Here is a 25,750-nt window from a genome sequence, read left to right as displayed (position 1 = left end):
ACCAGACAATAAGCGCCGCGCAGGCAAACAAAACCAACAAATCCCACCACCGCAGGCAAACAACCAAACCACGCTAAAGGCAAAATCAACCCCAAACCCTCACTTCCTCCGAACAGTAAGCGCCGTCTCCGACAAATCCACCTCCCGCATGAGCTTATTCAAAGTCTCATCATTGATTTCCTGACTATTGCGCAGCGCAAGCAGCGCCTTCCTCTCAGCCCTCATCGCCGCCAACTTCATCCGGAATTCCAGCGCATCGGCACGGCGCGCCAACTCCCGCGGCTCCTGTTCGTCTCCAAGCGTGACGAGCCGGCGCCGATAAACATCCATCACCCTCGCAGTGACATCCACGGCATAAGCCGATGCCGACTCATCAAGATCCGCACACTCAACATCGTGCAATTCGTCGACGGCGCGAATCGCCGCTTGTGCCGCCGTCGTGCGCGCCAGCGCTTCCTCCGCGGCATGCGGATCCTTACCCCGCCGCCAGCCCCGCAACAACAACGGCAGCGCCACCACCGCCACCAGCAGCGATAGCAGAATCACCCCAGAAGCAATGAAAATCGCCAGGTCACGCCCCGGCAGCGGCGCACCGCCCGGCAACACCTCGGGCAGCGACAACACGCCCGCCAGCGTCACCGCGCCACGTACGCCGGCTACCGTCGTCACCGTGACCGTGCGCAAGCCCGGCACGGCGTTCACCATGCCGTGCTTCGCCGCGCCGCGGCTCGCGAACCAGCGCAGCAGCCAGACCCATACGAAGCGCAGCGCGTAAAGCGCCGCCGCCACAGCGGCGATGTAGCCGATCAGCAGCCACACCTGCGCGTCGCTGGTTTCGTGCGCGTCGAGCAGCGCCCGGCCAAGAATGTGCGGAAACTGCAGTCCCAGGAGAATGAACACCATGCCGTTGAAGACGAACTCGATCATCGTCCACGTGCTGTTCGCGCGCACTCGCGACGAAACCGGTCCGACATTCACAATGCTCGCGTAATTCATCATCATGCCGGCCGAGACCGCAGCCAGAATGCCCGACAACTCGAAGCGCTCGGCGATCAGATAAGCGGCGAATGGAATCAGCAGGGTCATCACCACACCGGGCGCCGGATCGCCTTCTTCGTTAAGACTCAGAAAGCGCGCCGACACAAAACTGAACACCCAGCTCACCGCGGCGCCCGTCGTGAGACCACCCACCGCGATGATCACAAAACTGATCGACACATCGCGCAACGAGAACACACCCGTCAGCGCCGCGGCAATCGCGAACTTCAACGCGACAAGGCCCGACGCGTCGTTCATCAATGCCTCGCCTTCGAGGATGTGCATCAGCCGTCCAGGAATCTTGCCCTTGCCGGCGATACCTGACAGCGCCACCGCATCCGTCGGCGACAACACCGCAGCCAGCGCGAATGCGACCGGCAGCGAGATCGACGGCACCAGTGCATGCACGAAGTAACCGACCGCCAGCACCGTCATGAAAACCAGGCCGAGCGCAAGCATCAGAACGGAGCGGCGCGCCATGAACAATTCGCGTTTGGGAATGCGCCATCCATCCGCGAACAGCAGCGGCGGAATGAACAGCATCATGAAAATTTCCGGATCGAACGTGACGTGGAGTCCAAGCCTGGGCCATGCGAGCAACGCGCCGATCGCGATCTGGACGAGCGGCAGCGGCAAGGCGATCGGCAGCATCCGGGTAACGACGCCGGAAGCGGCGACAGCGAGCAAAAGAATCAGTACGGTAAAGACAATATCCATCGGTCTATTTCTGAAGATATAACGGCGCTTCCTCTGCGATAGCCGGCGATGTCGCCATATATCAGTCACGAGGCGTGCGTGAGGCATAAGGCCGAAGTTTAGCCCGACGACGCGTCACGTCATCGTCAACCCGGCAAGACTACGGCGAGTGCACGGCAATGCTCCGCGAGCGTGGCCGGCGAGCGTCGAGGTAAGGCTGTGCACCTTAACGGTGCGCATTGCGCCCGCAGGCGGCGCATCTTCTCTTTCGCCGGTGCAATCTTTCATGCAAATTTCGATCGAATGTGCGCCAGCGTGCGCACGGAGCTTGCTTAAGGAATATCGATGACGCACATTTTGAGAAACGGTGCCGAGGTTGTTCGCTTCCGCGTTCGGACCGGCCCGGCTCTCGCGTGAGAGGATTGCATGACGATTGCGCAACAGGAAAGGACGGCCAGCGCGCCGCATGGCTTCGACGTCGAGGTGACGTCGGGGCTCGAACGTTTTTCTGCGCAGCATGGCGAGCTGACGCTGACCAGCGTGTTTCAGCCGATTTTCAGCCTGTCGCATATGCGGGCGGTCGGCTACGAGGGGTTGCTGCGCGCGCACGATGCGCTCGACCGGCCCGTGTCGCCGCTCGACGTCTTCGGCGAGGCGGCGCGTCTGGGCGACGTGTTGCAGGTCGACCGGCTCGCCCAGACCCTGCATCTTGAGAATTTCAAGGTGCTCGGCGCCGAGCGCGAATGGCTATTCCTGAACGTTCATCCCGGCGCGCTGACCGATCCGTATTACGCCGCCGCCTTGCTGGCCACGCTGAAGCGCCTCGATCTGCCACCGCGGCGCATCGTGCTCGAGGTGCTCGAACAGCGCGCGGAAGATCTCGAACGTCTTGCCGATGCGGTGCGGCAGTTCCGTGAGCGTGGCTTCCTGATTGCACTCGACGACTTCGGCGCGGGCCACTCGAATATCGAACGGATCTGGCAATTGAATCCCGATATCGTGAAGCTCGACCGCATCATGCTCTCGCACGCCGCGCATCGCGCGGATATGGCGACGATCCTGCCGGGACTGGTGGCGCTGCTGCATGAAGCGGGCAAGCTGGTGCTGGTCGAAGGCGTCGAAACGGAGTATGAAGCGCAGATGGCGCTCGCCTGCGACGCGGACTTCGTACAGGGTTTTTTCTTCGGCCGGCCGAATCCCGGCGCGGCCGACGCGGCGCACGCCGTGACTTGCATCAGCGAAGTGACCGAACGCTATCGCGACCAGGCCGAAGCGCGCGAGCGCCGCAATGCAAGCCGTCTCACGCCGTATTTACGGGCGTTCGAACGTGCCGCGGAACGGCTCGCCGCCGGCGAACCCCTTGAGGAAGTGTGCTGGAATTTCCTCGCGCTCGACCATGCCGCGCGCTGCTTCCTGCTTGATGCGAAGGGCAAGCAGGCGGGCCGCAATGTCGTGTTGCGCGCCGATCGCGCAGCGCATGAAACGCGCTTTTTGCCGCTTGCCGATGCGCAAGGCGCGAACTGGCTGCGTCGTCCGTATTTCCGCGCGGCGATCAATGCGCCGGAACGTGTGCATGTGACGCGTCCGTATCTGTCGATCAACGAGGCGTTGCCATGCGTGACGCTGTCGGTGGCGACACGTGTTGGTGAGCAGATTTGCGTGCTGTGCGGTGATATCGATTGGGTCGAGGAATAGCGGTTCCGCTGGTTTGATTGGGGGGGCGGCGGTTCTGGTCGTTCAGAATGGAAGGGCCAGTAGCGGCTCTGATGGTTTAGATAGGAACAGTGAGTGGCGGCGCCGGTGGCTCAGATTGGCAGTGCGAGCGCCGGTTCTGAGATCATGTCGTTTTTAACGATACTCAGTCGCCCTTATGTCCGTCCTACTCGAAGTCATCGCCACGACCGTTGCCGACGCCCGGCTTGCCGCGCAGTCGGGTGCGAACCGCCTTGAACTCGTCACCGCGATGGGCGAAGGCGGTTTGACGCCGAGCCTTGGGTTGATCGAAGCGGTGGTTGCTGCGGCCGGCGTCCCGGCGGCCGGCGTCCCGGTCAACGTCATCGTGCGGCCGCATAGCCGCTCGTTCGTGTACGACGCCGACGACTACGCGGTGATGCTGCGCGACGTGCGGGCAGTCAAGGCGGCCGGCGCGAACGGCGTGGTGATCGGCATGCTGACGGCTGATGGCGAGATCGACCGCGACGGCCTCGCGCGTGCAATCGATGCGGCCGATGGTCTGGCGATCACGTTCCATCGTGCGTTCGACGAAACGCGCGACCTGCAAAAGGCGCTCGACGTGCTGCTCGGTTTTGATGCCGTGACGAATGTACTGACCTCGGGCGGCAAGCCGTCGGTGTTGCAGGCAGAGTCGATCGTACGTGACCTGGTGCGGCAAGCGTCCGGCTTACATTGCACTGTGCTGGCGGGTGCAGGTTTGACGATTGATGCAGTCGCTGGCTTCGTGAGCGCGACTCACGTTCAAGCGGTTCACTTCGGTTCGGGCGTACGCGTCGGAGGCAACGGACTCGCGCCCGTCGATGCGGCAAAAGTCGCGCAGGTACGATCGCTAGTGGACGCAAACCATGGCTGATGCACCAGGCAAAAAATCAACGCTATTGGGCGCAACGCGTAGCAATAAGATCCGACAGAAAATCAACGCTGCCAGACGCAACGCGTGACAAATCCACCAGGCGAAAAAATGCCGCGTCGGGGTTCAACCCGAAGCGGCATTTTTCATCAACGGACGAAAGAACTACTTCGCGACGACCACCGGTATCCCGCGCAACTGCCCGGCGCCCTTCACCTCTTCCAACGACTTCTTCACCGAAGCGCTCGTCGCCGCTTCGATCTGCAAGCGTGCTGCGAGATCGCGTTCACCACGCTTCACACCTGCCAGATTTGCCAGCTTCACGTGGCCATAGCCGCGTACCCGAGCATGTAGATCGGCGAGCTTCGCGACGTCGTCCAGATTGTCCGCATTGAGCTTCGAGAACACGCGTTGCAGCGTGATTTCGTAGTCGTCGGCGAGTTCGCGTTCCATTTTGCGTTCAAGCGTGCGGCCGAACGGATCGAGCATCGTGCCGCGCAGGCCGCTGAATTTCGCCATCACGCCAAGCACCGGCCACATCCATTGACCGAACGTCTTCTTGGTCGGATTGACGCCCGGCCGCGGACGCGTGAGTGTCGGCGGCGCAAGATTGAACTTGATGCCGAAGTCCTTGCCTGCGACACCTTCGAATTGCGCTTCCAGTGCTTCACGGAATGCGCTATCCGTATGCAGGCGCGCCACCTCGTATTCGTCCTTCACCGCGAGCAGGCGATAGAACGTCGTCGCTACTGCACGCGTGATGCGCTCGCTCTTTGCATCGATCGCGGTTTCGGCACGACGCGCCGCATCGACTAGCGCGCGATAACGATTCACGTAGCTCGAACCACCGTAGGTTTGCAGACGACCCTCGCGATGCGCGATCAGTTCGTCAAGCGTATCGACGCGCACTGCAGGCTTTGCCAGATGCCGTGCTTGCCACAGCGATTCCAGCGCAGCCGGGTCTTGCGCAGCAACCCGTCCAATCGAAAATGCCAGTTGATTCATCTGAACAGCGACGTTGTTCAACTCGATCGCGCGCATCATCGCACCGAACGAAACCGGCACGAGGCCGAGTTGCCAGGCATAACCGAGCATCAGAATGTTCGCGCCGATGGTGTCGCCAAGGAAACGCGTGGCGAGCGCCTGGGCGTCACATGTCGACATGTGGTCCTCGCCTGCCGCGTGGCGCATCTTGTCGATCAACGCATCGGCATGCAGCGTCGCGTCAGGGTTCTGCACGAAGGTCGCGTTCGGAATGGCATGCGTGTTCACGACGATGCGCGTGCGGCCATGACGCACCGTTTGCAAGGCATCGGCGCTCGCGCCGACCACCATATCGCAGGCGAGCAGCACGTCGGCTTGTTGCGTGTCGATACGCACCTGATTGAGCCACTCGTCGCGCGCGGCGAAGCGCACGAACGACAACACCGAGCCGCCCTTTTGCGCGAAGCCCATGAAGTCGAGCACCGACGCGCTCTTGCCTTCCAGATGCGCTGCCATGCTGATCAATGCGCCGACCGTCACGACACCCGTGCCGCCAACGCCCGTCACCAGAATGTCGTACGGCGCGGCATCGAGATGCGTCGCGGGAATCGGCAAGGCTTCGACGCGTGCAGCGAGCGCTACCGGATCGAACGCGACGCCCGCGGCTTTCTTCAGCTTGCCGCCTTCCACCGTGACGAAGCTTGGGCAGAAGCCGTTCACGCAGGAAAAGTCTTTATTGCACGACGATTGATCGATGCGGCGCTTGCGGCCCAACGCGGTTTCAACTGGCTCGACCGACAGACAGTTCGATTGCACACCACAATCGCCGCAGCCTTCGCAAACTTCCTCGTTGATGAAGAGACGCTTGTCCGGGTCGGGAAACTCGCCTTTTTTCCGGCGCCGCCGTTTTTCCGCCGCGCAGGTCTGGTCGTAGATCAGCACGGTCACGCCGTCGGTGTCGCGCAACTCGCGCTGAACGGTGTCCATTTCGCTGCGATGGTGGAACGTCGTGCCCTTCGGAAAGAGGTCGTGGTGACCGTCGTATTTCTCCGGCTCGTCGCTGACCACGACGAAACGCGACACGCCCTCGGCTTCCACCTGACGCGCGATCTGCGGCACGGAGATGCTGCCGTCGACCGGCTGGCCGCCCGTCATCGCGACGGCGTCGTTATAAAGAATCTTGTACGTGATGGTGGCTTTCGCGGCCACCGCCTGACGGATCGCGAGAATGCCCGAGTGAAAGTAGGTACCGTCGCCGAGATTCTGAAATACGTGGCGTGTTTTCGTGAACATCGAATGCGACGCCCAATCGACGCCTTCACCGCCCATCTGAATCAGGCCGGTGGTGTCGCGCTCCATCCACGACGCCATGAAGTGACAGCCGATCCCCGCATGCGCGATCGAACCCTCAGGCACTTTGGTCGATGTGTTGTGCGGGCAGCCCGAGCAGAAATACGGCGTACGCTTCACGCTATCCGCCGCATTCGAGAGGATTTGCGGCGCAACCAGATCGACCACACGCTCACGGCGATCGAGCGCCGGCTTGTGCTTCGCGAGCCAGTTCGCGAACACCGGCAGAATACGCGACGGCCGCAATTCACCGAGCGACGACAGCAGCAGCGTGCCGTCTTCAGCATTCTTGCCGACTACGATCGGCCGCGTACCTTGAGTACGGTTGTACAGATAGTCTTTGATTTGCTGCTCGATGACCGGGCCTTTCTCTTCGATCACCAGTACTTCAGACAGACCGGAAACGAACGCATCGATGCGCGTCATTTCCAGCGGGAACGATAAGCCGACCTTATAGATCCGCACACCGGCTGCTTCCAGATCCGCGACTGTCAGATCGAGCCGGCGCAGCGTTTCCATCAAGTCCAGATGCGCCTTGCCGCACGTGACGATGCCGACGTTCGCATGCGGACTCGGCGCGATCCATTTGTCGATGCTGTTGGTGCGCGCGAAATGACGCACCGCGTCGAGCTTCGCGTGCATCCGCGATTCGATCGTCAGACTCGGCAGATCGGGCCAACGGTTATGCAGGCCACCAGCCGGTGATTCGAAATCCTGCGGAATCGTCCATTCGGTTTGCAGCGCATCCAGGTCGACCGTCGAGCCGGATTCGACCGTTTCCGAAATCGCCTTGTAGCCGACCCACGCGCCCGAGAAACGCGACAGCGCCCAGCCGTATAGGCCGAATTCGAGCATGTCGGCAATGTTCGACGGATTCACCACTGGCATATGCCATGCCATCAACGCGAAGTCGCTCTGATGCGGCATCGATGACGACACGCAGCCGTGATCGTCGCCCGCCACCACCAGCACGCCGCCGTGCGGCGACGACCCGTACGCGTTGCCGTGCTTCAGCGCATCGCCCGCGCGATCCACGCCGGGACCTTTGCCGTACCACATTGCGAATACGCCTTCGACGGTGCGCTCCGGGTCCGATTCCACTCGCTGCGTACCGAGCACGGCGGTGCCGCCGAGTTCTTCGTTGATCGCCGGTAAAAAGCGAATATCACTCGCCATGAGCAATTTCTGCGCTTTCCACAACTGCTGGTCGACCATGCCGAGCGGCGAGCCACGATAGCCGCTGACGAAACCCGCGGTGTTCATGCCGTGCGCCTTATCCAGCGCGCGTTGCATCAGCACAAGGCGCACCAGCGCCTGCGTGCCGGTCAGGAAGATTCGTCCGCGCGTGGCGGTGAGATTGTCGGACAGCTTGTAGTCGGCGAGAGCGGGCGTGCCGTCGAGGGGCAGGCGAGCGGTCATGGGTGAGTCTCCATTGTTTTGCGTCCGCGCGCCGTGGATGGGGACCACCAAAAGTGACGCAGCGAAAGAGACTCTATTTTTTAGCGCCTATTGGAGTGAATTTTTTCTACTTGGCTAGGCGTTCAACGAAACCGCGCGACGGGGCGCGCGTTTTAATGAAGTTTTGAGATGGATCTGCCACGCGGCTGGCGGGTTCGGGTATGCCCTGGTGCGTGGCGCGAGGGTGGAATCAGCCTGGGCGCGGGCCCGACCTTTTTGCGGGCGGCGGCCGAATACCCTTCAACGCGGGTGGTCTACCGTTGAGTACCCTACGGCGCGGGCGCTTTGGCCATCGGCGCGGCGACCGGCGTTGAGTCGAACGGTACGACCTCGTCGAAATGCGAGTAATCGATGTGACTCACGCCGCCTTCCTCCCGCATGACGTCGACGAAGCGGTATTGCCAGCGGATCTGCTCGCAAGCCCACATATGGCGCGCTTGCATGGTCTGCGAGGTCGATTCGTCGACCCCTTCGAGCGTGAGCCACAGCGACGCATCACGACCTATGAGCGTTTCGGCGGTTTCGCCGAACAGCGGACTATTTTCGTCGATGACGTGCATTATCACCCAGCCCAGTTTAAACACGGGATGCTGGTCGCGCACCAGCGTCAGATCGTAGAGCTTGCGCAGCGTATAACCATCGGTGGTCTCCAGCCGCATGAGGCGCAGCTTCGCACGCGCTTCGGCGATCACATTCTGACGTGCGTTGGCGGCGCGCACCATCAGCGTCATGCGGCCCTCGAGCGGCCGCACGACCGCGTAGCGGGCAAACATGATCTTCGCGTGGGGCCGTGAAAAGCGCGCGAAGATCAGCCCCGTCGCCAACGCGATACTGGACATGCCGACAAAGATCTCCAGCGTCGCGATCCAGTGGGCGTAAATAGTTTGCGGGTGCATGTCGCCATAGCCGACCGTCGCGAGCGTTTCGACGCTGAAGAAAAACGCGCCGCCGAAACCTGATGGAAACTGATTGGCGATCGATGCCCGCCCGAGCATGTAGAGCGTGGCAAACACGGTGTTGAGCAGCAGGAACAAAACCCCGAGCGAGACAAAGAACGTCGGCCAGCGGACGACGAGCGCGCGGTGATAGAGATCCTGCCAGAGCGGCGTCGGCATGCCGTGTGCAATGACCACGCGATCGTCCAGACGCAATTCCCGGCTGCCGCGCGCGCGACGTTTCTGCGCACGCGCTTCGTCGTCGGCGATGCTGGAAAGGCGATCTGATGGTTCAATGGCCATCGCGTGCTCGTGGAGATGAAAACGCGTAAAGCGTAGCACGCCGGCTAGCGCGCGGAAGCTGATTTCCAGCGCGTTGCGGTGGCGTTGAAAGTGGCGCAGCTAAGGCGTGCGGCGGGGACCGGGAGGTGACGCTTCTCGGGCGCGGCTCGCGGTGCTTCGGACGAGCGCGCACGAGATCGTGCGATTCCGCTCGCTCGACGGACCGCACACGCCTTCGTCAATGCCCCCGCCGAGGGGCTACGGAAAGGCCCGCGGCTTCGGAATACCGGCGCCGTGCTCGATGTCGTCGACGGCTTGCAGGTGCGCTGCGACGACTGCTTCGGCTTCGTCCGCGTAACCGTTGTCGCCGCCGACGGTGGTCCACGACTTGACGGCTTTCTCGCGATGCCGGATTTCGTATTCCGCGTCCCAGCGTGCGCCGTTGAGTTCGAGAGGGCGGACGTGAATCGAGTACACGCCGTAGAGGAAGAGCTGTTCAGCCATGATCGCCTCCAGCCGGTTGATTCAGGAATGGCACTGTGCGATGGGCGCGGCGCCGGGTTGCCTAAAGTTCGATTTCCCCGAGGATGCGGTGCGCGAGGGCTTTGGCTTCTTCGAGGGCTTCCTCCGGTGTGGACGAGGTGGCTTCGACTTCGTAGACCGTGGTTTCCTGGTCAGCGCTTGCCCCGCCTTCGTCGCGGGAAAGGGTAACGACGCCCTGCCACGTGTCGCTTCGTACTTCTCTTATTGAGGCGGCGGCCGTGTAGATGCCCTTGGTGTAGGTGATGTCATCCATGGCGACGCTCCTTCTTCCAAAGGGTTGGGCTTTTCATCCTAGCACGATGATCGAGGTTCGGTTTTTCGCCTGCGCGGCGCCCGGTATTGACAACCGATTGTCTGCAACAATACGCGCCGCACAAGGCAAAAAAACTACAGCAGCGCGACAACCTCATCCAGCGAAGGCGCATGCGCACCCGCGTGGCGGCAAGCCGCCGCTCCGGCAGCCAAAGAAAAGGCAAGATGCTCCGGCCAGGCTCGCTGCGGCGCGGTCATCAGGCTGAATAGCAGACCGCCAATAGACGCATCCCCGGCACCCACGGTATCGACAACCTCAACCCGGGGCGGCTCGGCCTCCACAATCATGGCGCCGTCGATCAACATGGACGTTTCCGGCCCGCGCGTCACCAGCACGGTGGCTGCGGGATTCATGGCACGCAACTGCGCCAGCGCGGCCGCCTCGTCGTCCGTCTTGAACAGCATCCGCAAATCCTCATCCGACACCTTGATCAGATCCGCCAGCGCAGCCATTTTTCGCAACGTGGGTTCGTACCCGTGCTCCATCAGGTTCCGGTAATTCGGATCGAAACTGATCTTCACACCGCGCGAGCGCAACTCGGCGGCCAAAGCAGCGAGCGTATTGCCAAGAGGCTGACGCACCAGGCTGATGCAACCGAAATGTGCCCACTTCACCTGCCCGATCCAGCCCGCCGGCAAGTGAGCAGGGTCGAACGCCAGATCAGCGCCGTTCTCACCCATGAAAAAGTACGCAGGCGGATGCGTTTGATGAACGATCGCCAGCAAGGGGGGGCGTTCCACGCGCTGCATGAAGCGCATGTCGAGACCCGCGGCGACGCTCGCGCTCCACAGTTCATCGGAAAAATTGTCGACGCCTAGCGATCCGGCACACGCTGTCGGCAAGCCGAGCTGCGCAACGCAGCGCGCAACATTCCAGCCGGCGCCGCCAGGGCGCGAGAGCCATTGCGAGTCACCGGTCCGTACGAGATCGGTGAGGATGTCGCCGGCTGAAACGAAGAAGGGGAATTCGTTGTTCGCGCTCATTTTGCTTACTCCGCGGATTCGGACGCAGCGGCCGCGCCGTCAGGCAATGCGTGCGCCAACACTTCGTAGCACGCGCCCATCGTGTGATAGTCGGTTTTGCCGGCCGGACTCTTTTCGTCGCTGTACTTACGGTTGTCGCACGTGAGGATGCGGTACCACGCGCCGTACTTGTGATCGACGAAATGCGCCCAGCTGTAGCGCCAGATCTCGTCGTACCAATCCCAGAAGCGTTCATTGCCGGTGCGCTTGCCGAGCAGCGCCGCCGTTGCGAACGTCTCCGCCTGGACCCAGAAATACTTGTCGTGATCGCACACGGTGCCGTCCGGGCCGAAGCCGTAATAGAGGCCGCCGTGATCTTCGTCCCAGGCATGGGTCATCGCAGCGTCGAATAACTCGATGGCGCGCGGCAGGAGCCACGGCAACGGACGATAACGCTCGAGAATCAGCAGCAGCTTGGCCCACTCGGTCTGGTGCCCCGGCTGAAAGCCCCACGGACGGAAGATGTTCGAGCTGTCTTCCTCGTTGTAATGCCAGTCGACCGACCAGTCCGCGTGAAAGTGCTCCCACACGAGACCCTGCGACAGCTTCGCCTGGCGTAGCGTGATATTCGACGCCACCCGTTCCGCACGATCGAGATAGACCAGGTGCCCGGTTGCTTCGTGGGCGGTCAGCAGCGCCTCGGTGGTGTGCATGTTCGCATTCTGGCCACGGTACGAGCTGACGCGCCAGTCGGGTGTCGCTTCGTCGGCGTAGAGACCGGCGGCGGCGTCCCAGAAGCGGTGTTCCATCAACTCGAAGGTCGCACCAATCATCGGTTTGGCTTCTTCGATGCCGGCCATCGCCGCATGTGAATACGCGAGCAGCACGAACGCGAGGCCGTAGCAGTGGCGCGTCGCGTCGAGCGTGTGTTTGCGGCCGTCGCGCCACTCGAGCTCCCAGTCGTAGCCGTCGTGCTCAGCGTCCCAATGCGCTTCGCGCAGGAAGCGCAAACCGTGGCGTGCGTACTCGAGATGCTGCGGGTCGCCGAACTGGCGATACGCCATCGCGTAGTTGAAGACGTAGCGGCACGTGCTTACCAGGTGCCGCGTGGTCTTGTCGTAGACCGAACCGTCGTCGCGGAAGAAATGGAAGAAGCCGCCGCTCGGATCGAGTACGTTCGGCGCGTAAAAATGCAGCGTGTCCCGTACGTGAGAGAGTAGAAAGTCGCGGCTGCGGAAGCTCTCGACGGGCGGCGCCGCGGTGGCGCTGTTGGCGGGGTGAAGCAGATCGGATTGCGTCATGGCGTTTTTACCAAAGTACTGGCACGGGCAATGAGATGGACGGGCAAGCGGACTTCGAGTTCTGCGGGTGTGTCTTCAAGCAGCAATTCGACGCCGCGCCGGCCGAGCGCTTCCTTGTCCACCGAAATGGTCGACAGCGGCGGCGTGGCATGAGCGGCGGCGGGAATGTCGTCGAAGCCGATGATCGCGATGTCCTCGGGCACGCGGATGCCGCGCGCGAGGCACGCGCGCAGCGCGGCGAGCGCGGCGGCGTCGTTGTAGGCAAATACGGCGTCGGGCCGCGGACCGGGCGCGTCGAGCAACTGATGCATCGCGCGCGCGGCGCCGCTGGCGGGATCGAGGCCGGCGTCGATGGGGACTTCAAGCGATGGGTCGAACAGCAACCCCGCTTCGAAAAACGCGCGCCGGTAACCGAGCGCGCGCTGGGCAATGCTGAAGTGCGCGAGCGAGCCGCCGATGAACGCGACGCGCTTGCGCTGCTGTTCGAACAGATGTCGCATGGCGAGCGCGGCGCCCGCGGCGTTGTCGAGATTCACGGAGCGCAGGCCAGGCGCCCACAGGTCGATCAGCACGAGTGGGCGTTGCATCGCCACCAGCGTAGTCAGCGTTTCAGGCTCGACGAAACCGGCGATCGCCACCGCGTCCGGTGCATGCAGGCGCATCTGCTGGATCACGTCTTCGGTCGGACCGGCAGTCAGCACGGAAGGGACGATGCCGCGTTCGCGGCACGCGTCTTCCACGCCGTGCAGCACGTGCGAAAAGAACGGGCTGACGGCGAAGTTGTTGTGCTGACGGTGCAACAGAAAGGTGAGACGGCGAATACGCGGACGCAATTGAGCGGCGTCATAGCCCAACTGCCGCGCCGCTTCGACGACGCGTTCGCGGGTGGCTTCCGAAAGGCCCGGCTGATTCTTCAATGCGCGCGAGACGGTGCCGATCGACACGCTGGCCGCACGGGCGACGTCGCGGATGGTTGTGGCCATCGAATGAAGCGGCCGCAAGTGGGGTGGCCGCACGGTGTTTGGATTCGGGCGATTGTATAGTAAAACGAGGTTGAATCAGCTTCGGGAGCAGGCGATCAGCCCCCGGAAATACCCGTAGATATTGACTATGATGTGTTTTACGTTGTTTAGTAAAATATGCTAAACAGCACGTTGGCGGTGCGCCCGCACCCGCCCCGCCCCTAGTCGAAGGGCATCGCCGCCACTTCCGCCTGTCCACGCAGCAGCGCCACGCTCTCATCCGCATCGATCAGCACGAAACCGCTTGTCTCGTGCTTTGCGCGCCGCTTCGCCAGCGCCGCGACGGACGCGATTTCCTCGCTGCTGTAAAGCGAGGGGCCGCCGTCCGACTCGACGCGCACGCAGCCGATCGCCATCGTCACAAAGACAAAGAAGGTCGGATTGCCGCGCCGGTCTTCGCCGTGGATGCCGCCGGCCAGCCGGTCGGCGGGTGCGTAGAAACGCTGCGCGCCCTCGTTGAACAGGTGGATCGCGCGCAGCACGCGGTCCTGCCAGTCGTCGCTCTGGAACAGGATCAGGAAGTCGTCGCCGCCGACGTGACCCAGGAAATCGCGGGTCGGGTCACAGACGTCGGCGAGCACGGCGGCCGCGAATTTCAGGACTTCATCGCCCTGCCAGTAGCCGTACTGATCGTTGAAAGGCTTGAAGTGGTTCAGATCGACGTAGCACGCGCAGAAGCCCGCGTCGTTGCCCAGCAGGCGGGCGATGTGCGAGCTGATCGGGATGTTGCCCGGCAGGAAGGTCAGCGGGTTCGCGTAGCGCGCGGCTTCGATACGCACCTCGGTCACCGCGCGCACCAGCTTCTCGCCGGTGCCGAGACCGGCGTATTTGCCGTCGTTGTCGGTGATGACAAAGCCGTCGGCGAGATAACGCTGGTCGTCGCTCGCGAGCAGCTTGGCCATCTGCTCGACGGTCATCGATTGCTCGATGATCACCGGCGATGCGTTCGCGAACAGCAGGCACGGCCGCTTGCCGAATAGCTCGCGATGGTAAGGCAGTGCGTAGCGGTCCATGAAACTGCGGCGATTGATCAGGGCTACCGGTTCGTCGTGCTCGACCACCGCCACCGCGTGCAGATCGGGCAGGCGGTTGAACAGTTCGAGCACGTCGTTGTTGGTCGCGTGGCGCGGTAGCGCCGGCGCATGCACCATCATCTTCGCCGATGCCATGCCGCCCGACGGCGACGCGCTGCTCACCGTACGCGTGTTCTCCGGGAACACGGCGATGTGACCGGCGCGCAGTGCGTCGCGCGCGTCGTCGGTGACGGTGCGGGCCGGCTGGGCATGGGGCCGGCCGAAGAAATAGCCCTGCCCGCAGCCGATCCCCATGTCGCGCACCACGATCAGATCCGCTTCGTCTTCGATGCCTTCGGCCACCAGCCTTGCGCCGCTTGCGCTGGCGAAGTGCTGCATGGCGCGTACGGCTTCAAATTTCATTGAATCGCTGGCGATGCCGTGAATAAAGAAGCGGTCGATCTTCACGACGTCCGGTTGCAGGCGCACCCAAAGATTCATGCTCGCGTTCGCGGTGCCGTAGTCGTCGAGCGCGAATTGCGCGCCCGCCATGCGCAGCGACGAAATCACTGGCAGGAAGCTGGCAACATCCAGAATCGTGCTTTGCTCGGTCAGCTCGATCACGATTCGTTGAGGATCGACGCCGCGATGACGCAGTAGCGCGAGCGTGTCGTCGAGCGCGGTGGCCAACTGACGGATCGCGCCCGCGCTGAAATTGAGAAACAGCTTGCCGTCCAAATCGAGCCTCGCGAACGCTTCGATGCAAGTGCGCGCGGCGGCCTGCTCGAGCGCGAGCGCGCAGCCCTCGGCGAGCGCCTGCGAAAACAGGGCGAATGGCGCTTCGAGCGGCGTGCCGGCCGGCCCACGAATCAACCCTTCGTAACCGAGGACCGCGCCGTCGTCGAAATCGATGATCGGCTGGAAGACGGCGGACAAGTCACGCCGGGCGATCAATTCCTCGATGCGCGGCGTGGCGGATCGGGAGGGCGAACGAAGTTGCATGGCAGTTAGGCGTAGCGATCGACCTTCGTCTTATCGACCCATCCCGCCTGGAATTAAGTGAACCTTTGGTGAAGCGTTGCACCGCGGTGGTGCGTCCCGGCGGTGAGCTCGCGGCCGCTGGCTTTGCACGGCCAGGACTTTGCCTATGCCATCCGGCTGAGGCGACAGCGGCGGCGTTTGAGCGTGAAATAACAAAAAAGCCGCACGAGGCGGCTTTCTTCAAATGACGCTCAGGGAGGGCGCTTATGAATGTCCTGTTTGCATTGCGCGCATATTCAACGGCGAGCGACAGCGGCGGCGGCCCGCTCGCGCGAAGCCGCGCGGGTTTCGCCGCTGGTGTCGCGAGCCCCCCAGCGCTGCGCGAGCGCGGCGCATACCATCAACTGGATCTGGTGGAACAGCATCAGCGGCAAGACCACGGCGCCCACCGCATGCGAGGCGAAAATCACCTTGGCCATCGGCACGCCGGCGGCGAGGCTTTTCTTCGAACCGCAGAAGATGATCGTGATCTGATCGGCGCGGCTAAAGCCGAGCCGTTTGCTGACAAAGATCGTCACGGCCAGCGCGAGCGCGAGCAGCACAACGCAGATCAACAGCAGGCCGCCGAGCGCGGACAGTGGGATCTGGTGCCACAGGCCTTCATTGACGGCCTCACTGAACGCGCCGTACACCACCAGCAGGATCGAGCCCTGGTCGACGAACTTCAGCACGCCGCGATTACGCTCGATCCACTTGCCGATCAGCGGCCGCAGCAATTGCCCGGCCACGAACGGCACCAGCAGTTGCAGAACGATGTTGCCCACCGTATGCCACGGCGAGGCGCCGCCGCTCGCAGCCTGATTGGTGACGACGAGGCTGACGAGTGCGGGGGTGATGAAGATACCCAGCAGGCTCGAGGCCGACGCGCTGCACACCGCGGCCGGCACGTTGCCTTTAGCAATGGACGTGAACGCGATAGACGATTGAACCGTCGACGGCAGCGTGCAGAGGAAGAGGACCCCCGCGTAGAGCGCCGGCGTGACAAGTGGCGAAAGGAGCGGCTTAAGCGCGAGGCCGAGCAGCGGAAACAGCGCGAACGTACTGAGCAGCACTACCAGATGCAGGCGCCAGTGCGTCGCGCCCGCAACAATCGCTTCGCGTGAAAGCTTGGCGCCGTGCAGGAAAAACAGCAGGCCGACCGCAATGTTCGTCACCCAGTTGAACCCGACGGCGGCTTGCCCGTGAACCGGCAGGAGACTGGCAAGGATCACGGTGCTTACGAGGCACAAAGTGAAATTGTCGGGAAGCAGTTTCGGGCGAGCCATGGCGGAATCTCGATTCGGTGACGCGGAAAGCAGGGCGCGTGCGAATGCGCCCGCCTCAGGCTATGGGAAACGACTATTGTTGTTGAAAACTGATTGAATATGCAAATTCATTTGCCGAATCGATTAATGAGCTTCATGCATTAAATTGCGGCATCGACTGCCTTCCGCCGATGCCCACGGCCAATTCCAGTATTGGCGACCGTCTCTATTTGGTCCACTGGCGTTTTGACATTCCGGCGAAAAATCCGGTTGAAATTCGTCATACGCAAGCACGTTAAGCGGGGCTCGATACAGCCGCGCAACCAAGCTGCTTCAAGGCTTTCGCGCAAGGGCCTTGTCGCGGAAAAACGTCGCAGTAACAAGGTGTTACAACAGCGCTCGAGGCCTAACACTTTTTGGCTCGACACCCTTTGCCCGCGCCCATAAATTACTGCTCAAAGGCCATCGGGATGCCCCGCGCCGCGACAGATACGCAGCGCTCGTGCCGGTCCCAGAACAAGTCCATCGCAGCTCGAACGGTGGATTTCAGGCAGGTCTTCGGGCATGTGAGTCACTTGGTGGACGGGTTGTCGAGAACGAAGCACTGGGCGTTGGGCGCGGTTATCGCTGCGCTGTGTTCGTTCGCCTACGCGAAAGTGCCTGGCATGCCGCACGGCGGCGGTGGTGGTGGCGGTTACTCGCATGCCGCTGCGGGCCATGCAATGCGTGGTGACGCGCGCAACGGCGGCTATTACTATGGCGCCGCCAACGCAAGGCCGGCTCGCAACAACGTGGCCGGCAGCAACGTGCACTTGCCGCGTGGCGGCGCGAACTTCGCCGCCGGCAACTACGGCAACGGCTTGGGTGGCTACAACCCAGGTATGCGCCGGGTTACCGCTCCGGGCGCATATCCGAACGAGGGCCGTGGCGGGATGCAGTACGCCGGCGCTATCACCCCTGTCAGCGCCGAATCGCGCGCAGTGCCGCGGCCGCCGCCCAACGCACCAGTTCGCGCCGGTTCGATTCGCGCCGATGTCGCCCGCTACAACGAAGAGCGCGGCTCCTCGCGTTCAATGCAGCGCCAGACGGACGATCCGCGTCAACAGGAAGGCCTGCCGTACCGTAACTAAGCACGCCCTCCTCGCCTCACCGAATTCCCCTTCCACGCTTCGCCGAATCCGCCTTTCCGGCTTTCACGCCGGTTTGCCGCGGCATCTCCCGTCGTGCCGTTCAAAGAGCTTCTGTCAATGTGACGTTTCGACGCCACACTTTTTTGAAAACATTCGGCAGCAAACCCTCTCCCGTCGTCAAATTTGGTTGTGTTTGCCGCGACGCGTCATCCGCCTGTCATCTGAAGCGTTATCACCCGGTCGGCTGCAATGTCAGTAACGCTTTGCGCCGGACCGCGAGGTCTATGGCAATGCGGTGACTTCGGACGCGGCCAGTGCTTTATCAGGCCGATAAGTGACAAAACTAATCAGACCGCTATACCCGCAATAACCCACGATATTTTTGTCCATAAAAATGGTCCGCAAAGATGGTCTCGCCCAGATTGGCTCGATGATCGAACGGACAACAACAATTCGCGCGAGCTCCCCCTTTCGCACAGCCACACCCTTTTGACAAAGACAGGAGAACCCATGAAAACAAGCATCAGCAGTGCGCTGAAGACCACCCTCAAGGCAACCGCGTGTGCCGCCCTGCTGGCCAGTGCATCGTCTGCTTTTGCGCAATCGAGCGTGCAACTCTACGGTCAGGTCGACGAATGGGTCGGCGCGCAGAAATTCCCGGGCGGCAAGACGGCCGTCCAGGTGTCCGGTGGCGGCATGTCGACGTCGTACTGGGGCTTGAAAGGGGCTGAGGATCTGGGCAACGGCTATAAGGCGATCTTCGCGCTGGAAGGCTTCTTCCTCGCGCAGAACGGCCAGTATGGCCGCTTCACGGGCGACACGATGTTCTCGCGTAACGCGTACGTCGGTATCGAATCGCCGTACGGCACGGTGACGGCAGGCCGTCTGACCACGCCGCTGTTCGTGTCGACGATTCTGTTCAACCCGTTCGTCGACTCGTACCAGTTCTCGCCGATGGTATGGCATACGTATCTCGGCCTCGGCACGTTCCCGACCTACTCGACCGATATGGGCGTGACCGGCGACTCGGGCTGGAGCAACGCGGTGTCGTACGCATCGCCGAACTTCAACGGCCTGTCCGCGACGGCGATGTACGCGCTCGGCAACACGGCGGGTGAGAACGGTTCGAAGAAGTGGAGCGGGCAGGTGCTGTATTTCCACGGCCCGTTTGCGGCGACCGCGGTGTACCAGTACGTGAACTTCAACAGCGTGCCGGGCGACCTCGGCAGCTTCGATACCTCGGGTATTCCGGGTCTGAAGAGCCAGAGCGTGGCGCAAGCAGGCGTCACGTACGACCTGAAATTCGTAAAGTTCTATGGCCAGTACATGTACACGTATAACCAGCAGACCACTTCAAGCTGGCACGTGAATACGGGGCAGGGCGGTGTGACGATCCCGGCCGGTCCGGGCTCGGTGATGGCGTCGTACGCCTATTCGCGCGACGGTGGCGGCCTCAACCAGACCCGTCAAACGGCTTCGGTCGGCTACGACTATCCGCTGTCCAAGCGTACGGATGTCTACGCGGCTTATATGTACGACAAGATCAGCAGCCAATCGAGCGGCGATACGTACGGCGTCGGTCTGCGCGCGAAGTTCTAAGCAAGCAGCCTGGCTGCAAGGCGGGCGGCGCCTGCGAGCAGGTGCCGCGTGACGCCAACCCTGCCGAACCAGGCAACGCCTGCAAAGCCCACCTTCTTCGGAAGGTGGGCTTTGTCGCTTCTGGCGTCCGCCTTTGGTGCCTGCTTCTACCCGATTTGCCGACCAGCTTTTGATAAACCCGGCAGAATGACGTCGATTGATTCCTGAAGCGAGCGATTGAGATGGATACCCTCGTCAGCATGAAAGTGTTCCGCCACGTGGTCGAAGTCGGCAGCTTTGTCGGCGCGGCTGAACGGATGGAGATGTCGGCAGCCATGGCGAGCAAGCACGTGATGCATCTCGAACAACAGCTCGGCGCGCGTTTGCTGAACCGCACCACGCGGCGTGTCGCGCCGACCGAGGCGGGCCGCGAATACTACGAGCGCCTGAGCCAGGTGCTCACCGAACTCGAAGAAGCCGAGCAGGTGGTCGGCGCGGCGAGCGTCGTGCCGCAGGGGCGCTTGCGGGTGTCGTCGCTGTCGGCATTCGGCTTGAGCCACGTGATGGCCGCAGTGGCCGACTACGCCGCACAGTATCCGCAGGTCACCGTCGACATGACCCTGTCGGACCGCGTGGTCGAACTGATCGACGAAGGTTTCGACGTCGCAATCCGGGCTTCGCCGAGCGGGCTGAAGTCGTCTTCGCTGATCGCGCGGCAGATTGCGACCGCCCATCTGGTGCTATGCGCGTCGCCGGCCTATCTGCGCCGGCATGGCACGCCGAAGACCGTTGCTGACCTGGCGCGCCACAACTATCTGCAGTACGCGGGTGTGTCCGCGCTCGAAATCGCGTCCGCATCCGCGACCGGTGATGCCGCGCCGCGCGTGCGTCTGTCCGGCAATCTGATCGTCAACCACCTGGAGGCGCAGCGCGTGATCGTGCTGCAAGGCGCGGGCATCGCGATGCTCGGCACCGAGGTGATCGGCGACGATCTGGCCGCAGGGCGTCTTGTGCCGCTGCTGGTGGACGACGTGCCGCCGCGTGAGTTGCCGATCCACGTGGTCTATGCGAGCCGTCGGCATCTGTCGGCCAAGGTGCGCTCGTTTGTCGACTTCCTGGCCGAGCGGTTCGCGAACGAATCGCTCTGGCCTTCGCTGGAGCAGATCAAGGCGCTGGCGGTGCGATAGGCGGCCGGAGAAGCGCATCGGCCTGCCCCCGGCTACCAAACGCTGTAACTGGTAAGGCCTGCCCCCGGTCACCAAGCGCGGTAAGTGATACGGTCGGCCCCCGGTCATCAAATGCAGCAAGCGGTGCGCGCCGGGCCTCCGATGCGCCGGCTTGTACGGCCAGGCCGGTCGAGGCGCTCCCACCCGTTTAGCTATACTGGTTGCCAGCACCCATACGCGTAACGATCTGGGGGAGACATGACCGATCTGTCCACGCCGCAGCGCGCTGGCGGCCACAAGCTGCCAGCGGGCCGGCGCCTGCGCTTTGTCACTGCCGCCGCGTTGTTCGACGGCCACGACGCGTCGATCAACATCATGCGGCGCATTCTGCAAGCGAGCGGCGTTGAGGTGATCCACCTCGGCCACAACCGCTCAGTCGATGAAGTCGCCACCGCGGCACTGCAAGAAGACGCCGATGGCGTCGCCGTGTCGAGCTACCAGGGCGGCCACAACGAATACTTCCGTTATCTCGTCGATCTGCTGCGCGCGCGTGGCGGCGAGCGCATCAAGGTGTTTGGCGGCGGCGGCGGCGTAATCGTCCCCGAAGAAATTGCCGAACTCGAACGTTACGGCGTCGAGAAGATCTATTCGCCGCACGACGGTCAGCGACTCGGCCTGCAAGGCATGATCGACGACATGATTGGGCGCTGCGCTGAAGTTGCGCGTGCTGCTGCTGCCGTATGGGAGAGTCCGGTTGGCGAGTGGGTGGCCGATTTGTCGACGAATGGGCTGCCGCGTTTTGAGGCGCGCGCAGAGTTTCATGTCGAGCCAGGTGCCGAGGATCACGCCAACGCGCGCGATCTTTCCGGCCAGCTCCGGCAAGCGGACGGGACCCTCTACGCCAGCCAGGTCGCCGACATCGTAAATACTGCAGCGGCCAACACGGCCAACACGGCCAACACGGCCAACACGGCCAACACGGCCGTCGCCCCCGAACAGCCAGACCCTGCCGCCTTCACTTTCCGCCGTCTTGCACAACTGATCAGCGCGTTCGAAGCGGGCCGTGTCAAATCGGCCGAGCAGGAAATACTATCGACCCTGGCTGAAGCGATCGAGGTTCCCGTCCTTGGCATCACCGGCACTGGCGGCGCGGGCAAGTCCTCACTCACTGACGAGCTGATCCGCCGCTTTCGCCTCGACCATGGCGACGCTCTCACCATCGCCGTGCTGGCTATCGACCCGTCGCGCCGCAAATCCGGCGGCGCGCTGCTTGGCGACCGCATTCGCATGAACGCAATCGGTAATTGGGGCAACGGCGCGCGCGTCTACATGCGCTCCATGGCGACACGCGACGCATCGAGTGAAATCACCGACTCGTTGTCCGACGTGCTCACGTTGTGCAAGGCCGCGGGCTTCCATCTCATCATTGTCGAGACGTCCGGGATCGGGCAGGGCGATGCGGCGATCGTACCGTTCGTCGATGAATCGCTGTATGTGATGACGCCCGAATTCGGCGCCGCGAGTCAGTTGGAAAAGATCGACATGCTCGACTTTGCCAGCTTCGTCGCGATTAACAAGTTCGACCGTAAAGGTGCACCGGACGCGTTGCGCGACGTGGCGAAGCAGGTGCAGCGCAATCGCGGCGACTTCACGAAGGCGCCCGATGCGATGCCGGTGTTCGGCACGATCGCCTCGCGCTTTAACGACGACGGCGTGACCTCGCTTTATCACCATGTCGCCGAGGCGCTGCGCACACACGGCCTGCCTTCAGGCGGGGGCCGCCTGCCGGTGCTCGGCGACCTGCGCTTTTCGAGCGGCCGTAACGCCATCGTGCCGCCGGCGCGTGTGCGCTATCTGGCGGACGTTGCACAGACCGTTCACGCATACCGCGAGCGTGCCGACGCGCAAGCACGCGTGGCACGTGAGCGCTGGCAACTCACCGAAACCCGGCGGATGCTCGGCGAAGCTGATGCAGGCACAGGCACAGGCACAGGCACAGGCACAGGCACAGGCACAGGCACAAGTGCCGAGGCAGGCGCCGCGAACACGCCCCAAACCCAACTCGACGCACTCATCTCCCAACGCACCGCCGCCCTCGGGGAGCCCGAACGCAAACTGCTCGAAGCCTGGCCGCAAACCGTGGCCGGCTATTCCGGCGACGAACACATCGTCCGCGTTCGCGATCGTGAAATCCGCACCGCACTCACCGTCACGACACTATCCGGTTCCGAGGTCCGCAAAGTCGCGCTGCCGAAGTTTGTCGACCACGGCGAAATTCTGCGCTGGCTGATGCTCGACAATCTTCCCGGCTACTTTCCGTTTACTGCCGGCGTGTTCCCATTCCGCCGCGAAAACGAAGATCCGACACGGATGTTCGCTGGCGAAGGCGATCCGTTCCGCACCAACCGCCGCTTCAAATTGCTCTCCGAAGGCATGCCGGCCAAACGTCTTTCGACGGCGTTCGATTCAGTCACGCTCTACGGCGAAGAGCCGCACGAGCGGCCGGACATCTACGGCAAGGTGGGCAATTCGGGCGTCTCCGTCGCAACGCTCGAGGACATGAAGACGCTCTACGACGGCTTCGATCTGTGCGCGCCGGAGACGTCGGTGTCGATGACGATCAATGGCCCGGCGCCGACGATTCTCGCGATGTTCTTCAACGTCGCGATCGATCAGCAGATTGTGCGTCTGAACGATAGGGCGCAGCAGGAAGGACGCGAACCCACTGGCGAAGAACTCGCCGCCGCCCGCCGTACAGCGTTGGAAAACGTGCGCGGCACGGTACAAGCCGACATCCTGAAGGAAGACCAAGGCCAGAACACGTGCATCTTTTCGACCGAGTTCAGCCTGAAGGTCATGGGCGATATTCAGGCGTATTTTGTCGATCGCGGCGTACGCAATTTCTATTCAGTGTCGATCTCCGGCTATCACATCGCCGAGGCGGGCGCGAATCCGATTTCGCAGTTGGCTTACACGCTTGCGAACGGCTTTACGTATGTCGAGGCCTATCTCGCGCGCGGCATGTCGATCGACGATTTCGCGCCGAATCTGTCGTTCTTCTTTTCGAACGGAATGGACCCGGAGTACACGGTGCTCGGCCGTGTCGCGCGACGCATCTGGGCGATTGCAATGCGCGAAAGCTACGGCGCGAATGAGCGCAGCCAGAAACTCAAGTATCACGTGCAAACCTCGGGCCGCAGCCTGCATGCGCAGGAGATCGACTTCAACGATATCCGTACCACGCTGCAGGCGCTGATCGCGATCTATGACAACTGCAATTCGTTGCACACCAATGCATTCGACGAAGCGATCACCACGCCCACCGAAGATTCAGTGCGCCGGGCGGTGGCGATCCAGTTGATCATCAACCGCGAATGGGGCCTCGCGAAGAATCAGAATCCGAATCAGGGCAGCTTCGTGATCGAGGAACTGACCGATCTGGTGGAAGAAGCGGTGCTGGCGGAATTCGATCGACTGACCGAGCGGGGCGGCGTGCTCGGGGCGATGGAAACCGGCTATCAGCGCGGGCGCATTCAGGAGGAGTCGATGCTGTACGAGCATCGCAAGCACGACGGCTCGTATCCGATCGTCGGCGTGAACACGTTTTTGAGCACGCATCCGCATGAAGCGCCGCAGCCGATCGCACTGGCCCGCTCCACGGACGAAGAAAAGCAGAGCCAGTTGAAGCGTCTGCGCGATTTTCAGGCGCAGCACCGTGACGACGCACCCGCTGCGCTCGAACGCCTGAAGCGCGCCGTAATCGACGATGACAACGTGTTCGCGGTGCTGATGGACGTCGTGCGTGTCTGCTCGCTTGGGCAAATCACGCACGCGTTGTTTGAAGTGGGCGGACAGTACCGCCGCAATATGTGAGTGCTGGACATGCTGCGGCTCCAGAACCGAGCCGCAGCAAAATGCCTTAACCGGGCATTTACCGTGCAATCCCCAGCCGCGCTTTCGCGTCGTCATATTCCTTCGTCAAACGCTGAACCAGCTCACCAACGCTCGGCACATCATCCATCAAGCCGACGCCCTGGCCTGCGCCCCAGATGTCTTTCCACGCCTTTGCCTTGTCGCTGCCGAAGTTCATCGCGGTCTTGTCCGATTCCGGCAGCGCGTCCGGATCCAGCCCCGCGTTCAGAATACTTTCGCGGATGTAGTTGCCGTGCACGCCGGTGAACAGGTTCGTGTAGATGATGTCCGACGCCGTTGAATTGACGATCGCCTGCTTATAACTGTCGACCGCGTGCGCTTCTTTGGTCGCGATGAAACGCGTACCCATGTAGGCGAGGTCCGCGCCCATGGCCTGCGCGGCGAGAATCGAGCCGCCGTTGGCGATCGAGCCGGACAGCACGATCGGGCCGTCGAACATGCGCCGCACTTCGCCGACCAGCGCGAACGGCGAGGTCGTGCCCGCATGGCCGCCTGCACCCGACGCCACCAGGATCAGCCCATCGACGCCCGCTTCCAGCGCCTTCTGCGCATGCCGAAGGTTAATCACGTCGTGCAGCACGATGCCGCCGTAGCTATGCACCGCATCGACGATCTCACGCGCCGGTGCGCGCAGGCTGGTGATGAAAATCGGCACCTTGTGTTCGACGCACACCCGCACGTCGTGCTCGAGCCGCGTATTCGACTGATGGACGATCTGGTTGACGGCGATCGGTCCGATGATTGCGTCGGGGTTGGCCGCCTTGTGCTCGGCGAGCTGTGCCTGAATTTGCGTGAGCCATTCGTCGAGCAGTTCGGCCGGGCGAGCATTCAGCGCGGGGAACGAGCCGACGATGCCAGCCTTACATTGAGCCAACACGAGTTCGGGATAGCTGACGATGAACATCGGCGAAGCGACGACAGGCAGCGCGAGTTTTTGCAGGACGGCGGGCAATGCCATGGTGCGAGTCTCCTGATGAGCGGACCGGTGCGGTGTAGTGCGCCCGGCGATTGTGAGTTTAGCGGCACATGGCCGGTGGTGCGTGAGGCTGACCGGCGTCATGCCGCCGCGATCTCACCACGCATTTGCCACGGTCGCTCTAAATTTAAGAACGATCGTTCGATTATAGGCGAAGCTGCCGCGCCATGTCCGTTTAGAACAGTTGGAAGGAGTGTTCAG

Annotated in this window: 17 protein-coding genes; 6 read left to right on the top strand and 11 right to left on the bottom strand. The window is 62.5% G+C overall.

What is annotated here, in order from left to right:
• Positions 1-99: 99 nt before the first annotated feature.
• Positions 100-1,755 (bottom strand): Na+/H+ antiporter, encoded by a 1,656-nt coding sequence (locus PQQ52_RS19105; protein WP_408214403.1) that lies wholly within the window; start codon positions 1,753-1,755, stop codon positions 100-102.
• A 405-nt stretch (positions 1,756-2,160) separates the two neighbouring features.
• Here PQQ52_RS19105 and PQQ52_RS19100 point away from each other — a divergent pair, with 405 nt between their 5' ends.
• Both PQQ52_RS19100 and PQQ52_RS19095 read left to right on the top strand, forming a co-directional pair.
• Complete coding sequence (locus PQQ52_RS19100; protein WP_408214400.1) at positions 2,161-3,429, top strand: sensor domain-containing phosphodiesterase; 1,269 nt, start codon at positions 2,161-2,163, stop codon at positions 3,427-3,429.
• Between the two features lie 175 nt (positions 3,430-3,604).
• Complete coding sequence (locus PQQ52_RS19095) at positions 3,605-4,321, top strand: copper homeostasis protein CutC (protein ID WP_408214397.1); 717 nt, start codon at positions 3,605-3,607, stop codon at positions 4,319-4,321.
• A gap of 162 nt (positions 4,322-4,483) precedes the next feature.
• On the opposite strand, the gene PQQ52_RS19090 is transcribed toward PQQ52_RS19095, so the two are convergent.
• The 9 genes from PQQ52_RS19090 to PQQ52_RS19050 all read right to left on the bottom strand — a co-directional run bounded on the left by PQQ52_RS19090 (position 4,484) and on the right by PQQ52_RS19050 (position 16,787).
• A complete protein-coding gene (locus tag PQQ52_RS19090) occupies positions 4,484-8,071 on the bottom strand; it encodes an indolepyruvate ferredoxin oxidoreductase family protein (RefSeq protein ID WP_408214395.1) in 3,588 nt (1,195 codons plus the stop codon).
• Positions 8,072-8,379: 308 nt separating this feature from the next.
• Positions 8,380-9,348, bottom strand: a complete 969-nt coding sequence (locus PQQ52_RS19085; protein ID WP_408214393.1) for an ion channel — start codon at positions 9,346-9,348, stop codon at positions 8,380-8,382.
• Positions 9,349-9,585: 237 nt separating this feature from the next.
• Positions 9,586-9,831, bottom strand: a complete 246-nt coding sequence (locus PQQ52_RS19080; protein ID WP_408214390.1) for a hypothetical protein — start codon at positions 9,829-9,831, stop codon at positions 9,586-9,588.
• 61 nt (positions 9,832-9,892) lie between these two features.
• Positions 9,893-10,123 (bottom strand): hypothetical protein, encoded by a 231-nt coding sequence (locus tag PQQ52_RS19075; protein ID WP_408214388.1) that lies wholly within the window; start codon positions 10,121-10,123, stop codon positions 9,893-9,895.
• Between the two features lie 134 nt (positions 10,124-10,257).
• Entirely contained in the window at positions 10,258-11,166 is a 909-nt protein-coding gene (locus PQQ52_RS19070; protein ID WP_408214386.1) for a carbohydrate kinase family protein, read from the bottom strand.
• A gap of 5 nt (positions 11,167-11,171) precedes the next feature.
• Positions 11,172-12,446, bottom strand: coding sequence for an AGE family epimerase/isomerase (locus PQQ52_RS19065; protein ID WP_408214383.1), 1,275 nt, complete (start codon positions 12,444-12,446; stop codon positions 11,172-11,174).
• The gene (locus PQQ52_RS19060; RefSeq protein ID WP_408214381.1) at positions 12,443-13,429 is read right to left on the bottom strand and encodes a LacI family DNA-binding transcriptional regulator; all 987 of its coding nucleotides are present in this window, start codon (positions 13,427-13,429) and stop codon (positions 12,443-12,445) included. Before PQQ52_RS19060 ends, PQQ52_RS19065 begins: the two co-directional genes overlap by 4 nt.
• A 200-nt stretch (positions 13,430-13,629) precedes the next feature.
• Positions 13,630-15,483, bottom strand: coding sequence for an EAL domain-containing protein (locus PQQ52_RS19055; RefSeq protein WP_408214378.1), 1,854 nt, complete (start codon positions 15,481-15,483; stop codon positions 13,630-13,632).
• Positions 15,484-15,758: 275 nt separating this feature from the next.
• Complete coding sequence (locus PQQ52_RS19050; protein ID WP_408214376.1) at positions 15,759-16,787, bottom strand: bile acid:sodium symporter family protein; 1,029 nt, start codon at positions 16,785-16,787, stop codon at positions 15,759-15,761.
• A 557-nt stretch (positions 16,788-17,344) separates the two neighbouring features.
• On the opposite strand from PQQ52_RS19050, the gene PQQ52_RS19045 reads away from it, so the two are divergent.
• From PQQ52_RS19045 to icmF, 4 genes are all read left to right on the top strand, one after another.
• Positions 17,345-17,896 carry a hypothetical protein gene (locus tag PQQ52_RS19045; protein WP_408214417.1) on the top strand — a complete coding sequence of 184 codons (552 nt, stop codon included), beginning with the start codon at positions 17,345-17,347 and terminating at the stop codon, positions 17,894-17,896.
• A gap of 510 nt (positions 17,897-18,406) precedes the next feature.
• Entirely contained in the window at positions 18,407-19,495 is a 1,089-nt protein-coding gene (locus PQQ52_RS19040) for a porin (protein ID WP_408214374.1), read from the top strand.
• A gap of 221 nt (positions 19,496-19,716) precedes the next feature.
• On the top strand, positions 19,717-20,661 hold the full coding sequence (locus PQQ52_RS19035) for a LysR family transcriptional regulator (protein WP_325046206.1): 945 nt from the start codon (positions 19,717-19,719) through the stop codon (positions 20,659-20,661).
• A gap of 237 nt (positions 20,662-20,898) precedes the next feature.
• A complete protein-coding gene (gene icmF, locus PQQ52_RS19030) occupies positions 20,899-24,513 on the top strand; it encodes a fused isobutyryl-CoA mutase/GTPase IcmF (protein ID WP_408214371.1) in 3,615 nt (1,204 codons plus the stop codon).
• Positions 24,514-24,571: 58 nt separating this feature from the next.
• Here the strand turns inward: icmF and PQQ52_RS19025 are convergent, their stop codons facing one another.
• The gene (locus PQQ52_RS19025; protein ID WP_201129319.1) at positions 24,572-25,531 is read right to left on the bottom strand and encodes an NAD(P)H-dependent flavin oxidoreductase; all 960 of its coding nucleotides are present in this window, start codon (positions 25,529-25,531) and stop codon (positions 24,572-24,574) included.
• Positions 25,532-25,750: the final 219 nt, after the last annotated feature.

This window comes from Paraburkholderia sediminicola, assembly GCF_046030555.1.
Taxonomy (GTDB): domain Bacteria; phylum Pseudomonadota; class Gammaproteobacteria; order Burkholderiales; family Burkholderiaceae; genus Paraburkholderia; species Paraburkholderia sediminicola_E.
This window is presented reverse-complemented; position numbering and strand designations above follow the sequence as displayed.